Genomic DNA, 13,573 nt, shown 5'->3' on the forward strand with positions numbered 1-13,573 from the left:
TAATCTTTTATCACTACTTTTGCCCATGTGGTAATTTTTATTGGTGGAACAACAAAATTACACACCTAAGGCGAAACCGAAAGGGAGTAGCCTTTTTTTATGCAAATTTTAGTCGGTCAGTAGTGAATAGAAATATAAAAATGAACCGTACCTAATTCCATTCTAATTCCCTCCAGGCTTTGGGTGTCAACCCGGTTTGCTTTACAAACTGTTTATTAAAATTACTCCTATCACTAAATCCTACTTGTTCGGCAACATCGGAAATAGAAACATCTGATTGTTTCAATAAAATATCTTTTGCTTCGTTTATTCGCAGATCTGTTATCCATCCCTTAAATGTCGTGTTTAAGTGTTTATTGACATACAAAGACAAATAAGTTCTGTTTGAGTTTAGCCTTGTTGCTAAATCCTCGATAGTAAGACCTTGTTTAACAAAGCCTTTTTCAGAACACCATTTTTTTATTCTGGCCTCTAAATGGGAATAATTATGTTTTTGTTCTTTCTGATCAGAAAGATTGGGATCTTCCCGGATCACCGCTTCGTGCATGCGGAACTGATACGCGTAGTTCAAAAAATGAACGCCAAAATAGCTATAAAACAGGAGCACAATCAGATTAAATGCGATTTTACCCAATACAGAATCAAAACAAATAGATGTCAAGGCAACAATCCCGACAGTCAGAGAAGCGTAGAAAGAATAATATATCCAGCTAAACCGCTTTATTTCCTGTTCTGCGAAATAATTATCCATGCGCTTTTTATAGCCATTATACACATTCCGGAAGTAAATAGTGTATCTGAAAAGTAATGAGATATAATAAACAACAAAGATAAAATTCAGCTTATTTGTATATTCTCGTTTGGTATCCAGACTAAGGCTGACAATCCCGATTATAATACAGATCAAAAAAGGGAGAGATTCGGTAATTAGTTTCTTCTTAGTTGCGAAATCCAGATTGATTAGCGTAAGATGTGTATAGGTTAGCAGCATGGCCTGAAACATACTCACAAACAAAGTAATCATACAAGTCATCGGTATATCAATCGCATCATCATGAAAAAGCACCTCTACCAGATTACTTATACCTAAGCAGAGATAGGTGAAAGCTATGATCGTACGGGCTACTTTATATTTATGCAAAGCCTCAACCTGAGGTACGGTCAGGACAAAGAAGAACAGGCTGAACATAAATGTAACCCCCACTATACCCCATAGTAGTGAGACATAAATAATATCAAGCATAAATCCCGTCTAAACAATAAGAGAGTTATAATCAATTACAAAAATAACTATATTAAGTTACAGACACCCACAATAAACCGCAAAAATACGTGTGTTTAGTTAGAATAGACATGAATACTTGTAGCAGCTGCTGGTAAATAATTTACACCGATCCAGGTTATCATCAGAAGTAGAAAGGCAAAAGGAAGAAGCCATAGTGTAAATTTCGGATATAATGGCTGCAAACGCATGTGAATATACATGAGGTAAGCCGCTGAGGTAATAAAAGCCCAGGTCTCTTTCGGATCCCATGACCAATAATGCCCCCAAGCCTCCTTTGCCCATACAGCTCCCATCAGCATACCTACTATAAGAAACCCAAATCCAATGTAAACCACGTTGTCCGTAAGTTGGAAAAGACTTTCGTCCGTAATCCCTTTGCTCTGATTCCTAAGCAAGATAAACGAAGCTATAGTTGCGGCTCCTAACATGGCATAGGAAAGAATATAAACGGTTACATGAGGAATAAACCAATAACTTTGCAAAGCCGGCATTAAATTAGTCGAATGAATTTCCGGTTTGAAGATATTCACACAGACAAATACACAGGCAACAACAGACGAGAAAGAGAGTAGCCATACATATTTCCAATGTTTATAGGTGATATATCCGATGAAAGCGAGGAAAAACGAATACCAAAGCCGGGTTTCTCCTATTGTACGAAGCGGAGGACGTTCTTGTCCGAACCACAAACCAACGATGAATACGGCAAATAGTATCAAACCGCATATCATTAGCCACTCGGCTGTTTTCTTATGATTTTGGGTATAAATCAAACAGCCCGCTCCAACCCAACAGCCCATAGCCGGCAAGGCAAACCATAAAAAATCATTCCATGTCATCGCTTTTCCTCCTCTTTTTGTTTCCACTCCAAAGCATACATACCGAACCTGCAGCTAAAAGGACAATACCGGCATAAGCCGGATACAACCAAGGATCATAGACCAATTCCATACTGCTATAGGATGACATCTTTCCGGCATTGGTATCATAGCCATACTGATAAATCGACCAATGTCCCGCCCGAAAAGGTTTGTTTACCTCCAACACGGTATGATAGGTTCCCCCTTCCTGTGTAAAGACATTGATTTCCGACATAAAGCGTTTAGGTTCGGGTTGTGTCATCACCAACGTGTACTCCTTATCCAAGGCTAAGGTCATGTATAGTTGAGCCATATTCCCTCCACACACCCAGCCGTTGCAGACCTTTCCGGTAATCCGGTTCGTCATCGTTACCCGAACTGCAGGAGTAGATCCCGGCATAGGCACTTCATGATAAGTACTATCACTACTCCGGACTGCCTGATGAATATATTCCTCAAGACGAATATCCCAGTCAAGTAATTTTCCCGCCGGTCGTTTTTCGTCGATCGGAAAATATTCCGGTTTAGTTATTGGTTGCGGCTGTCCGTTTTGTCTGTCGATTATAGTTAGTTTTGGAGGATATTCCTCCATGTCAAAATCGTTTAGCTGGATTGCAATGGGAAGTTCAAGGACTTCCCCCGTTTCACTATACACGCGCCATTCCGTCTCTCCTTCTTGCACGTGCATTACATAGCGGCGCATATCAGCCGCACCTAAGCCCGACGCAAAAAGCAACAACCATAACCCGATATGATTTAAATAAAAAGCATAATCTTCTTTTCGAAAACAGGATAATCTTCTTCCGATCAATGCACCGAGTGAAAGTAAAGTAACAAAATAGAGCAACACAAAAGACCAGGAAGTAGTGATCTGCCGGAACCCAAGCCGGGTAAACAGATCCGAACCGGATGACTCAAGATGTAATACCTGAGGAGTAAGTCCCATGATTAAGGTAAAAATCAATAAGCCTCCTATTAAGGAAACGGCAAAAGAAACACCCGAAAACCATAGATAAAAAGAAGTTTTACGCGCCAATAGAAAAAGCACAAGAAAAAATAATATAGAAAAGGCGACAAACAGATTGACGGGATATTGCAACAGAAAAAAATCGAACGGTCCAATAAGAAGTTGCAATACCATACCAATACAAGCAATTCCTGAAACAAAAACAAGGCTTTCCTTATATTGCCAGGGGAATTGCCACATACGACGCTTTTCTCCTTTCATCCCGGTCTTTTGGTATTAGATAGTTGTCTTTAGCGTTCCATTGGCCTTTGCTTTTTCCAACCATTGGGGAACAACTGTTTTCTTCCAATTCTCTTTCTTTTCATTCAGGCTTTTCATATCAAGGCCAATGTATGCTTGCGCTTTATCTTTGGATGAAAGGTCTGGCATTTCAACTTCAGTCACTCCATGTTTAAACAAAACCTTTTGTAACGCAATCTGCGCCTGCATTGTCCGGTCTAAGCTATGTGCCAGGATGCGCTGTGTTTCTACCGGAGCATGAAAAGAAGCACCATGCGAAGCAACCGCAAAATCCCAACGCCATTGTGCCTGACGAAGCAATTTTAACGAGGCAGCCATCTCAGCCTCATTTGCCCCTTCATCCCAGGCGGCTTTTGCCATAATATGGGCTTTGCTTAATTCTTGTTCGATTCGGTCACGTATTTCCAACGCCTTATCCTGATACTCATACACATAGTTTCGCAGATTTTCCTCGCTATCGCGATGACAGGTCTGGCAAGTACTGGAGATATTCTTGAGTGGACTCATAATTTGATGGTTGGAATATTTTATTCCCCCTTCTGCCATATATGGCATATGACAATCGGCACAGGAAAGTCCACGCTTCGCATGAGGTCCTAACAGGAATATCTCATAATCTGGGTGCTGCGCCTTTAACATAGGAGTTTTACTAAGCGCATGCGTCCAATCCGTAAACTCAGCTTCATCGTAATATCGCTCCATATCCTCTATCGTCATTCCCTCGTCCCAGGGGAAAGTAAGGTATTTATTCTCTCCCTTGAAATAGTATTCCACATGACATTGAGCACACACTAAGGAACGCATCTCTTGTGGTGTAGCGTTTGTGATGTCCTTACCCTGACGTGCAAAAGCCTCAATCAGGGCTGGGCGTGTAATCATTAGATTCATTGTAACCGGATCATGACAATCAGCACAGCCAATCGGGTTCATAACCTCTGTTCCCCAATCGCTCCACTTGGCTTTGTAATAGGCTTCGATTCCTTTTTCATGCATCAGACGGGGTACATCGGGACTTTTACATGTCCAACACGTTCCCGGTTGCATTTCGCCTTCTCCATTTTCGGGAGAACCCGTACGCAATGTATTACGTACATCTTCAACAGCATGCATATGTCCTCTCGGAGCAGTATATTCACGGGAAAACGCATAACCAGCCCACAACACAACCATTTCCGGACGCGCCTCAAGAACATCTTGCGGCATATTTCCCAAATGTTTGCTTTTAAAATCCATGTTACGGGTCATTTTCCACGTATTGTATTCTCTGGGATAATTCACTCCCCATTCTTCGCTATGTGGATTAATTCCTTTTATCTCCACTTTCTTATTGGCAAATAAAGTGACTATTTCTGCACGACGCTCCGTAATAGAAGCTGCCAACAAACCCAGAAGGAAGACACCGACCATAACGAAAGCAAAGATTCCCCATCCAATAATTGGTTTACGTTTGATTGCTTCTGCTAACTTCTTAAACATAATCTACTGGTCTTATTTTATTATTATTTTTTCATTCTTTCTTTTAACCACTGAGGTACAGGAGATTTGGGTAACGGTACAATTGCATTAGGTGAAGCCACAATACTGCTGATTTTAGTATGGGGGACTTCTGTATGACAATCCCAACAGGCTTTGCCTTTTCCCTCTTTAACATCGCAATAGCCAATCATTCCCGTTTTGACAAATTCCGTATTCAACTGCGTATGGCATCGGATACAGTTGTTCATAATAACCGAATAACTGGCATCCTTTGGACGGATTGCCGTCGGTTCTTTCCGAAGGGTAAAAACGGCCGCATGGTAAAGTCCATCTTTTGCTTTAAAGGCATATGTATTGATAATATTATCGTGTGGAACGTGACAATCGTTGCAGGTTGCCCATTGTGCATGGGAACTATGATCCCAGGATTGATAATAGGGAGTCATTATATGGCAATTAATACAAGCAGACGGATCGTCAGAGAGATAAGAATGAACCCGCGACATATAGATTGTATAGCCTCCGAGTCCGGCAATAATGCCTCCCAGAATAAATATCGGCAGAATGAACTGACTGGGAATATGACTCAATAGCTTTTTCATATTTATTCGTTGTGCGTTATTAAGGCTATTCATAAAACAATAGTCATTACACAGCAATGATATATAACAACTTTAGTTAGTAACACTTTAGTTTTACAAAGAATAGAAATATTTCTCAATAAAAGTGTAACAATTGTTACAAAAAGGCCGGTTAAAAGTATGTTATTTAGTAGCTTTGCCACAATAAAGTTGCATTGAAGATTCAATGCTTACTATTATCTTTGTGATATGGGAAAGAATAAATTAGCAAAATTTGATGATATGGCGGAATATCCGCATGTGTTTCAATATCCATTCTCGGTTCTTGAAGCTGAAGGTTTCGATTTAAAAGGGCATTGGCATGAACGTTTCTTTAAAAATAACCACCCGATTGTATTGGAATTAGGATGTGGAAAGGGTGAATACACCGTAGGACTGGGGAAATTATTCCCGGATAAGAACTTTATCGGTGTTGATATAAAGGGGGCTCGCATGTGGAGCGGTGCAAAAGAATCGCATGACGAGAAGATGAGCAATGTTGCTTTCCTGCGTACGCATATAGAATTAATCAACCGTTTTTTTGTCTCCGGCGAAGTCTCCGAGATATGGCTGACTTTTCCTGACCCGCAAATGAAGAAAACCAACAAACGATTAACATCCACACGCTTTATGAAGCTTTATCGTGAGATTCTGGCAGGTGACGGCATTATCCATTTGAAGACGGACAGCAATTTTATGTTTACTTATACAGAGAAAATGACGGAAGCGAACAACTATCCGGTACTTTTCAAAACGGACGACCTCTACCATAGCGGCACGGAAGATCCGATACTGGGGATAAAAACCTATTACGAACAACAATGGCTTGACCGTGGTTTAACAATCAAATATATTAAGTTTGTCTGCGAGGAACGTGAAACACTTGTCGAACCGGAAGAAGAAATAGAATATGATGCTTATCGCAGTTTCAACAGAAGTAAGCGAAGCGCTTTAGCATCTGGTAAATAAATATAACACAGAACAGGAGGAGACAGTTATGAAGATCTATCCTAAATTAATTATGGACGCACTTGCAAAAGTGCGTTACCCGGGAACAGGGAAAGACTTGGTTTCCGCAGGTATGGTAGAAGACGATATTCGTATCGAAGGTATGAAGGTTAGTTTTTCGATCATTTTCGAAAAGCCGAATGATCCATTTATCAAATCAGTTATCAAAGCTGCAGAAACAGCGATACTCACCTATATTAGTCCTGATGTAGAGATTAAAGGTAATATACGACCTATTGCGCCGGAATTAGTACGCCCGGATGAAGATCATCTATTACCGGGCGTAAAGAATATTATTGCGATATCTTCCGGTAAAGGGGGCGTAGGCAAAAGTACGGTTGCGGCAAATTTAGCGGTAGCACTTACAGGCTTAGGCTATAACGTTGGATTATTGGACGCAGACATATTCGGCCCTTCGCAACCTAAAATGTTTAATGTGGAAGATGCCCGTCCATACATGGAAGAGGTAAATGGACGCGAGCTAATTCAACCGGCAGAAAATTATGGGGTAAAACTTCTTTCCATTGGTTTCTTTGTCAACAAAAATGATGCGGTATTGTGGCGTGGTTCAATGGCCAGCAATGCGTTGAAACAACTTATCCGTGATGCGAATTGGGGTGAGCTGGATTATTTTCTGATTGACCTGCCTCCGGGAACAAGCGACATTCATTTGACCTTAGTGCAAACTCTTGGTATCACAGGAGCAATTGTTGTCAGTACTCCGCAGGAAGTAGCTCTTGCTGATGCACGTAAGGGAATCAGCATGTTTACCGGTGATAAGATCAATGTACCTGTACTTGGATTAATTGAAAACATGGCTTGGTTTACTCCGGCTGAACTACCGGAAAACAAATATTATATCTTCGGAAAAGAAGGATGTAAACGTCTGGCAGAAGAGTTAGATGTACCTTTACTTGGACAAATACCGATTGTACAAAGCATCTGCGATGGCGGTGATAGCGGTAAGCCGGTAGCGCTAAATCCGGACACCATAACCGGAGCTGCTTTTCGTTCTTTAGCAGAAAATGTAGTTATTAAAATAGAAGAAAGAAACCAAAGCCTTGACCCGACGCAGCGGGTAATTATCACCACAAAATAAAACTCTGACAGCGATACAGATGTACTAAAGTTCGTACGCGATATACCGAAAGTAAGACCAGCTGATACATCATTCCTTTTTGCACAGTTTATAAGAAAAATGGTATTCTCTTCACAAAAATACTTTAGCGATTTTTGTGAAGAGATTTTTTTATGCCTCTGAGAAGGCTACCTACTGACTAAACAGTTTAACAACCATTTTAAATAAAAAGTATGAAGGAGTTGATTAACATTAAATAAAAAGAAAGTTGGCTGCCTTTATTTTGATTTCTACACTCATGCATTTTATATAAGTATTATGCAAAAGAAAAGTCCTTCTGTTCACGATATGATCTGGCTGAAGTCAAAAGACTGCACAAGCCTTGCTCTTTTACCCGAATGGATGACCGAAAATTGGCATCTCCACTTACCATTAGTTGTTTGCCGGGACAAATGTTTAGAGAATATGCTATATGCATGTATCAGAGGGAAACACAAAGATGAGCGATATAAGGTGTTAGTAAACCATGAGAACATAAAAAAGATTCAGACGGCAGAAGAAGTTTTACAACTGGTCAACAAATCAGATAATATCGATCTGTTTTCTCATTTTCAACAATATAGCATCATATCGGATTTGGCTCAGACTGTTCCTGAGATAGGAATTATCGGAAGTTGGGGATTTTCTCTGGCAATTTCAGAAAAGTGGGTAGATGAAAAAAGCGATATCAATCTCATCTTTAAATTAGCGGTCAACACTATCCGCAGAGAGAAATGGATGTCTATATACAAAGTACTTAAACTAATGGAAACACAGATAACCATAACAATCGAAAATTGTCAGGGAGGGTTTTCTTTAGAAGAGTGGCTAACCAAAGATTATGTTTTCTTAGATACAGTCGATGGGCTAAAACTAACTCCGAATTATTTAATTGTTTAAAATAAAAGAGTCTGAAGAACGCTCGAAACGAACCATTCATCAGACTCTTTATATTTTAAGAGAAGAATTATCAGATTTGCCACCCGATATTGGTTGATAGATTAGACCAATCTCCCCAGAAAGGCAAACCAAACTTCACTGCAAATATCACATTGGTTACAACAGCAATAATCCATAGAATAAGAAACGTCCATTTAACACTGTTGGCCACCGGTTTAAATTTAAATATCTGACTTAATATCATATAAACAACTACAACAGCCGGAATCGCAATCATAATTATGGTCGCAATACTTGCCAGAATCAGAGATCCCTCCGGATATAGGTTAAGTGTGCCCCAGTGTATATTAGGGAGAACAGAATATAGAATACCTACCCCTCCTCCAAATACAATGGCAAATAGCACTACAACAAGTATAAAGACAATTAGCAATAATGGAGGAAACAGAAGGATTGCCAGCAGTACCAAGGCAATTTTAAGTAAGGTACCTACCACAGCAACAAATACATCGAGTATTTTCTGAAAAAAAGTTCTTGGTTTCTCTGAATTAATATAATCATTTACATTTTCTGAGACTTTTTCAAAGCCGTCTGTAACTGTTTTACCGATATTCTCAATCGTAACACTTTTGCCCGACATTTGCAGCTTTTCTGCTGCCGTTTTGGCTTCAGGTATAACGATCCAGAGAAGAATATAAGCAAGTATTGCCACACCGTGCGTCAGAAAAATCAATAGAAAGAACAATATACGAACCACGCTTGGATCCCAGCCCACAAAAGCGGCAAAACCTCCCGCAATACCTCCTATCATTCGATCGTCCGGATTTCTGAATAAGCGTCTAGGTCCCGTTTGTTTTTCTTTGGCAGACGTATTCTGTGTTTGTTCGGTAGTAGCACCTGTTCCTTCTTCTGTATCAAACAACTCTTCCGGTTTTCCCATCCGTTTGATCACACTCTCAACCTCAACAACCGTGATTACTTCGTAGCCTAACTTTATACGCTCTCCGAATAATTCGGAAATTCGCATTTCAAAATCATTAATAATTTCATCCGATCCTTCTTCTTTTTTAAAATGGATACGTAAGTTGGAAAGGTATTTGTCTAATAACTGATAGGCATCTTCATCAATATGGAAAACTGTACCTCCCAGGTTTATTGTAAGCGTTTTTTTCATCTGATTAATTGTTTCTAATATGGTTGATCGTATCATTTAGTTCTTGCCATGAGGCTTCCAGTTCCCCCAGAAACAGTTCTCCTTTGTCTGTTAATTGATAATATTTCCGAGGTGGTCCCTGAGTAGATTCTATCCACTGATAACTCAAAAGTTCACTATTCTTCAATCGAGTAAGAAGAGGATATAAGGTACCTTCAACTACAATAAGCCTGGCTTCTTGTAACTTTTGAATAATATCTGAAGTGTAAGCCGGCTCTTTCTTTAGTAATAAAAGGATACAGTACTCTAAAGTACCCTTTCTCATTTGTGACTTTACATTTTCCGCATTCATCGCATTTAATTTACATTGCAAATATATGCATAGCCAATGTACCATGCAATACATACTACTATATTTTTATCTATTTTAACTAAAAAGAGTATGAAACTGCACAAAACATAAGGATTTGTGTAAAAAAGTAAGTTGGTTCTACAAGTAGTTATTCTATAATGATATACTTTTGTAATAACAATTAAATTTAGGGATTATGGTATATCATTTCGCTGAGTTGGTTCACAGACAAGCTGAGAAATACGGTTCTCGTACAGCATTAAAGTATCGCGACGATAAGAATAAAAAATGGCTAAAGATCTCCTGGCAGGAATTTGCAGATCTGGTATTACTCACCGCCAAGGCAATGGCGGAATTTGGTGTTACCGTACAGGAAAACATCGGCATTTGCTCGCAGAATATGCCTCAATGCCTGTTCACTGATTTTGCTGCTTATGCAAACAGGGCGGTATCAATTCCTTTGTACGCAACAAACTCTCCGGCACAAATCGATTTTATTATTAACGATGCGCAGATAAAAACACTTTTTGTCGGTGAACAACTACAATATAACAACGCGTTTATCGTACAAAAGGAATCTAAATACCTTAAACGTATAATTATATTTGACAAAAAAGTCAAGCTGAATCCGGAAGATACCTCCTCAATCTATTTTGAAGACTTCTTGAGGCTTGGGGATAATACACACGCCGAAACAACCGTCCGGGTAAGAATGAACGAAGCAAGTGAAGATGATCTGGCTACAATCATTTACACATCCGGAACGACCGGTGATTCAAAAGGAGTTCAGCTCCACCATTCGCAGTATCTACAAGCAATGCATATACATCAGATACGACTATCTTATATATCGGATAAAGATACCTCTATGTGCTTTCTTCCTTTAACACACGTTTTTGAGAAAGCCTGGGTTTATGTCTGTTTAACTGTAGGTATAAAAGTATTCATAAACCGGGATCCTAAAATGATACAGACAACATTACCGGAGGTTCGTCCTACATTAATGTGTAATGTGCCCCGTTTCTGGGAAAAGGTATATGTCGGGGTTCAAGAAAAAATCAAAAACTTCCCTCCTCTTCTTCGTAAATTCTTTTTACATGCGATCAAGACCGGACGTCTCTACAATTTAGAATATAGGAATAAAAACATTAAAGCGCCATTAGGTCTCAGAATAAAATTCGCTTTTTATAATAAGACGGCATTTATGCTTCTAAAGAAAGTACTCGGCATTGATCGGGGACATATCTTTCCTGTGGCAGGAGCACCTCTTGCCGATAAAGTGAACGAATTCCTGCAGTCTGTAAATATTCCTATTATCTACGGATATGGGTTAAGCGAAACCACAGCTACGGTTTGTTGTTACCAGAAAACAGGGTTTGAAATCGGCTCTATTGGTGAAATAATGCCCGAAGTAGAAGTTAGAATAGATGAAAGTAACAATGAAATTTTAGTAAAGGGAAAAACCGTAACTCCGGGATACTACAAACGTCCGGAAGAAAACAAAAAATTATTCACGGAAGATGGTTTTCTTCGTACAGGAGATGCGGGTTATCTGGAAAACAATGTGTTATTTTTTAAAGAACGCATTAAAGACTTATATAAAACCTCTAACGGAAAATATATTGCACCTCAAGCTATTGAAGGACTTATGAGTAGCGATAAATATATTGAACAGATTGCTATTATCGGTGACGAACGAAAGTTTGTAAGTGCACTTATTGTCCCTGCTTACGGCTTGCTGGAAGAGTATGCCAAGCAAAAGGAGATTGCTTATAACAGTCGGGAAGAATTACTGCTGAACAACGAGATACATCGCGTTATCGAATCCCGGATTGAAGAGAATCAACGAGATTTAGCGTCTTATGAACGAATCAAACGATTCACCTTACTACCGGAGCCATTCACTATGGAAAGTAGGGAACTTACGGATACATTGAAGCTTCGAAGAAATGTGATAAAGGAAAAGTATGCTGCTCAAATAGATGCAATGTATGAAGAATAAGGGGGAATTAACTATCTTTGTTCACGCAAATTAAAAATACAAAGAAAAATGATTACAGCAGACCAACTACATTCCGTGTTGGAGCGCGAGCAAGCGCTGAGGGGGTACCTTTGACATCGATAATAAGAAAATCCAATTAGAAGAAGAAGAACTTCGTACGCAAGACCCTGGTTTCTGGGAAGACTCCAAACGTGCCGAGGCACAAATGAAGGTTGTAAAGGAACTAAAAAAATGGATCGAACTATATGAAGAGGTTCATGCAGCAACTGAAGAACTTCAACTTGCATATGATTATATAAAAGAAGAGATAATCACTGAAGAGGAATTAGACGCAACGTACAACAAGTGTTTGTCGTTGGTTGAATCTCTTGAGTTTCGCAATATGCTTCGCCAGGAAGCTGATCAGATGGGATGTATCCTGAAGATCAATTCCGGAGCAGGGGGAACCGAGAGTCAGGACTGGGCATCCATGTTAATGCGTATGTATATGCGCTGGGCAGAGTCTAATGGCTATAAGTTAACAATAAGCAACCTGCAGGAAGGGGATGAAGCCGGAATAAAAACAGTCACCATGCAAATAGAAGGAGATTATGCTTACGGCTATCTGAAAGGCGAAAATGGCGTTCATCGCTTAGTTCGTGTTTCTCCATACAATGCTCAGGGCAAGCGCATGACTTCTTTTGCTTCTGTATTCGTCACTCCTTTGATCGATGATACAATCGAAATTGAAATCAATGCAGCCGATTATACCTGGGATACTTTCCGGTCAGGAGGCGCAGGAGGTCAGAATGTGAATAAGGTTGAAACAGGGGTACGTCTGCGTTACAACTACAAAGATCCGGACACAGGCGAAACGCGTGAAATATTGATCGAAAATACAGAAAGCCGCTCGCAGTTGGGAAATCGTGAGAATGCAATGCGTTTACTACGCTCCATGTTGTACGATATTGCCCTTCAGAAACGGATGGCAGAACAACAGAAAGTAGAGAGTAATAAAAAGAAAATCGAATGGGGATCGCAAATCCGCAGTTATGTATTTGACGACCGTCGCGTAAAAGATCACCGCACGAACTACCAGACATCAGATGTAAACGGAGTGATGGATGGAGAGATCGACGGATTCATCAAGGCGTACCTGATGGAATTTGCCGGCGATGAGAATGTAGAAAAGTAGTCTTTTTTTACTTTAGCTATTGCATAGCCCGATAAAATGTAGTAATATTGCACCCGATTTCAGAGAAAACCTCTGAAAAGGTCCCATAGCTCAGTTGGTTAGAGCACCTGACTCATAATCAGGGAGTCCTTGGTTCAAGCCCAAGTGGGACCACCTTAATAAAAAAGCAGTTACAACCACGTAGCTGCTTTTTTTATACGTGACGTTGACGTGACATCATGCAGGTTTAACAGGATCAGCGGATTTTCTCGGTGGATATCCTTCCTTTCATAGGTTAAGAATATAACATAACTTTGCGTGTATGAACCCAGAAGAATTGCTTAGGGTAATACTCCCTGATGTATTGATAGACAATTTTG

General features: G+C 39.9%; 12 protein-coding genes and 1 tRNA gene. 6 read left to right on the top strand and 7 right to left on the bottom strand.

Annotated features, from left to right (window positions below; all coding sequences use genetic code 11):
* Positions 1–151: 151 nt before the first annotated feature.
* The 5 genes from PHT93_RS13720 to nrfH form a co-directional block, all read right to left on the bottom strand.
* Complete coding sequence (locus PHT93_RS13720; protein WP_300244019.1) at positions 152–1,243, bottom strand: helix-turn-helix domain-containing protein; 1,092 nt, start codon at positions 1,241–1,243, stop codon at positions 152–154.
* Between the two features lie 95 nt (positions 1,244–1,338).
* Entirely contained in the window at positions 1,339–2,124 is a 786-nt protein-coding gene (gene ccsA / locus PHT93_RS13725) for a cytochrome c biogenesis protein CcsA (protein ID WP_300244041.1), read from the bottom strand.
* Positions 2,111–3,373: a cytochrome c biogenesis protein ResB gene (locus PHT93_RS13730; protein WP_300244021.1), complete on the bottom strand. Its 1,263-nt coding sequence runs from the start codon at positions 3,371–3,373 to the stop codon at positions 2,111–2,113. Before PHT93_RS13730 ends, ccsA begins: the two co-directional genes overlap by 14 nt.
* A gap of 15 nt (positions 3,374–3,388) precedes the next feature.
* Positions 3,389–4,819, bottom strand: coding sequence for an ammonia-forming cytochrome c nitrite reductase (nrfA, locus tag PHT93_RS13735; protein ID WP_300244043.1), 1,431 nt, complete (start codon positions 4,817–4,819; stop codon positions 3,389–3,391).
* A gap of 92 nt (positions 4,820–4,911) precedes the next feature.
* The gene (gene nrfH / locus PHT93_RS13740; RefSeq protein WP_300244024.1) at positions 4,912–5,490 is read right to left on the bottom strand and encodes a cytochrome c nitrite reductase small subunit; all 579 of its coding nucleotides are present in this window, start codon (positions 5,488–5,490) and stop codon (positions 4,912–4,914) included.
* A gap of 228 nt (positions 5,491–5,718) precedes the next feature.
* Between nrfH and trmB the strand changes: the two genes are divergently transcribed.
* The 3 genes from trmB to PHT93_RS13755 all read left to right on the top strand — a co-directional run bounded on the left by trmB (position 5,719) and on the right by PHT93_RS13755 (position 8,533).
* Positions 5,719–6,477: a tRNA (guanosine(46)-N7)-methyltransferase TrmB gene (gene trmB / locus PHT93_RS13745; protein WP_300244028.1), complete on the top strand. Its 759-nt coding sequence runs from the start codon at positions 5,719–5,721 to the stop codon at positions 6,475–6,477.
* 28 nt (positions 6,478–6,505) lie between these two features.
* Positions 6,506–7,615 (top strand): Mrp/NBP35 family ATP-binding protein, encoded by a 1,110-nt coding sequence (locus PHT93_RS13750; RefSeq protein WP_300244030.1) that lies wholly within the window; start codon positions 6,506–6,508, stop codon positions 7,613–7,615.
* Positions 7,616–7,912: 297 nt separating this feature from the next.
* Entirely contained in the window at positions 7,913–8,533 is a 621-nt protein-coding gene (locus PHT93_RS13755; RefSeq protein ID WP_300244032.1) for a phosphoribosyl-dephospho-CoA transferase MdcG domain-containing protein, read from the top strand.
* Between the two features lie 70 nt (positions 8,534–8,603).
* Here PHT93_RS13755 and PHT93_RS13760 read toward each other — a convergent pair whose 3' ends face one another.
* Together PHT93_RS13760 and PHT93_RS13765 are read right to left on the bottom strand one after the other, a co-directional pair.
* Positions 8,604–9,707 (bottom strand): PspC domain-containing protein, encoded by a 1,104-nt coding sequence (locus PHT93_RS13760; RefSeq protein ID WP_300244035.1) that lies wholly within the window; start codon positions 9,705–9,707, stop codon positions 8,604–8,606.
* Between the two features lie 4 nt (positions 9,708–9,711).
* Positions 9,712–10,038, bottom strand: a complete 327-nt coding sequence (locus PHT93_RS13765; RefSeq protein WP_300244037.1) for a PadR family transcriptional regulator — start codon at positions 10,036–10,038, stop codon at positions 9,712–9,714.
* A gap of 193 nt (positions 10,039–10,231) precedes the next feature.
* Here PHT93_RS13765 and PHT93_RS13770 point away from each other — a divergent pair, with 193 nt between their 5' ends.
* The 3 genes from PHT93_RS13770 (at position 10,232) to PHT93_RS13780 (ending at position 13,367) form a co-directional block, all read left to right on the top strand.
* Positions 10,232–12,040 (top strand): long-chain fatty acid--CoA ligase, encoded by a 1,809-nt coding sequence (locus tag PHT93_RS13770; RefSeq protein ID WP_300244045.1) that lies wholly within the window; start codon positions 10,232–10,234, stop codon positions 12,038–12,040.
* Between the two features lie 48 nt (positions 12,041–12,088).
* Positions 12,089–13,214, top strand: a protein-coding gene (gene prfB / locus PHT93_RS13775) for a peptide chain release factor 2 (RefSeq protein ID WP_300244039.1) whose coding sequence is annotated in 2 segments (ribosomal slippage) — positions 12,089–12,151 and positions 12,153–13,214 — 1,125 coding nt in all. Because the reading frame shifts where the segments join, the coding sequence is not laid out codon by codon here.
* Between the two features lie 79 nt (positions 13,215–13,293).
* Positions 13,294–13,367, top strand: a tRNA-Ile gene (locus PHT93_RS13780).
* The last annotated feature ends 206 nt before the right edge of the window (positions 13,368–13,573 follow it).

Origin of the sequence: Massilibacteroides sp., assembly GCF_028705895.1 — a bacterium.
In the GTDB taxonomy this organism is placed as follows: Bacteria; Bacteroidota; Bacteroidia; order Bacteroidales; family Tannerellaceae; genus Massilibacteroides.

Bases quoted from the DNA above. Each gene is read 5' to 3' on its own strand.
- nrfA (WP_300244043.1), bottom strand. From the start codon at position 4,819: ATGGTCGGTGTCTTCCTTCTGGGTTTGTTGGCAGCTTCTATTACGGAG.
- PHT93_RS13750 (WP_300244030.1), top strand. From the start codon at position 6,506: ATGAAGATCTATCCTAAATTAATTATGGACGCACTTGCAAAAGTGCGT.
- PHT93_RS13755 (WP_300244032.1), top strand. From the start codon at position 7,913: ATGCAAAAGAAAAGTCCTTCTGTTCACGATATGATCTGGCTGAAGTCA.
- PHT93_RS13760 (WP_300244035.1), bottom strand. From the start codon at position 9,707: ATGAAAAAAACGCTTACAATAAACCTGGGAGGTACAGTTTTCCATATT.
- PHT93_RS13720 (WP_300244019.1), bottom strand. From the start codon at position 1,243: ATGCTTGATATTATTTATGTCTCACTACTATGGGGTATAGTGGGGGTT.
- PHT93_RS13765 (WP_300244037.1), bottom strand. From the start codon at position 10,038: ATGAATGCGGAAAATGTAAAGTCACAAATGAGAAAGGGTACTTTAGAG.
- nrfH (WP_300244024.1), bottom strand. From the start codon at position 5,490: ATGAAAAAGCTATTGAGTCATATTCCCAGTCAGTTCATTCTGCCGATA.
- ccsA (WP_300244041.1), bottom strand. From the start codon at position 2,124: ATGACATGGAATGATTTTTTATGGTTTGCCTTGCCGGCTATGGGCTGT.
- trmB (WP_300244028.1), top strand. From the start codon at position 5,719: ATGGGAAAGAATAAATTAGCAAAATTTGATGATATGGCGGAATATCCG.
- PHT93_RS13730 (WP_300244021.1), bottom strand. From the start codon at position 3,373: ATGAAAGGAGAAAAGCGTCGTATGTGGCAATTCCCCTGGCAATATAAG.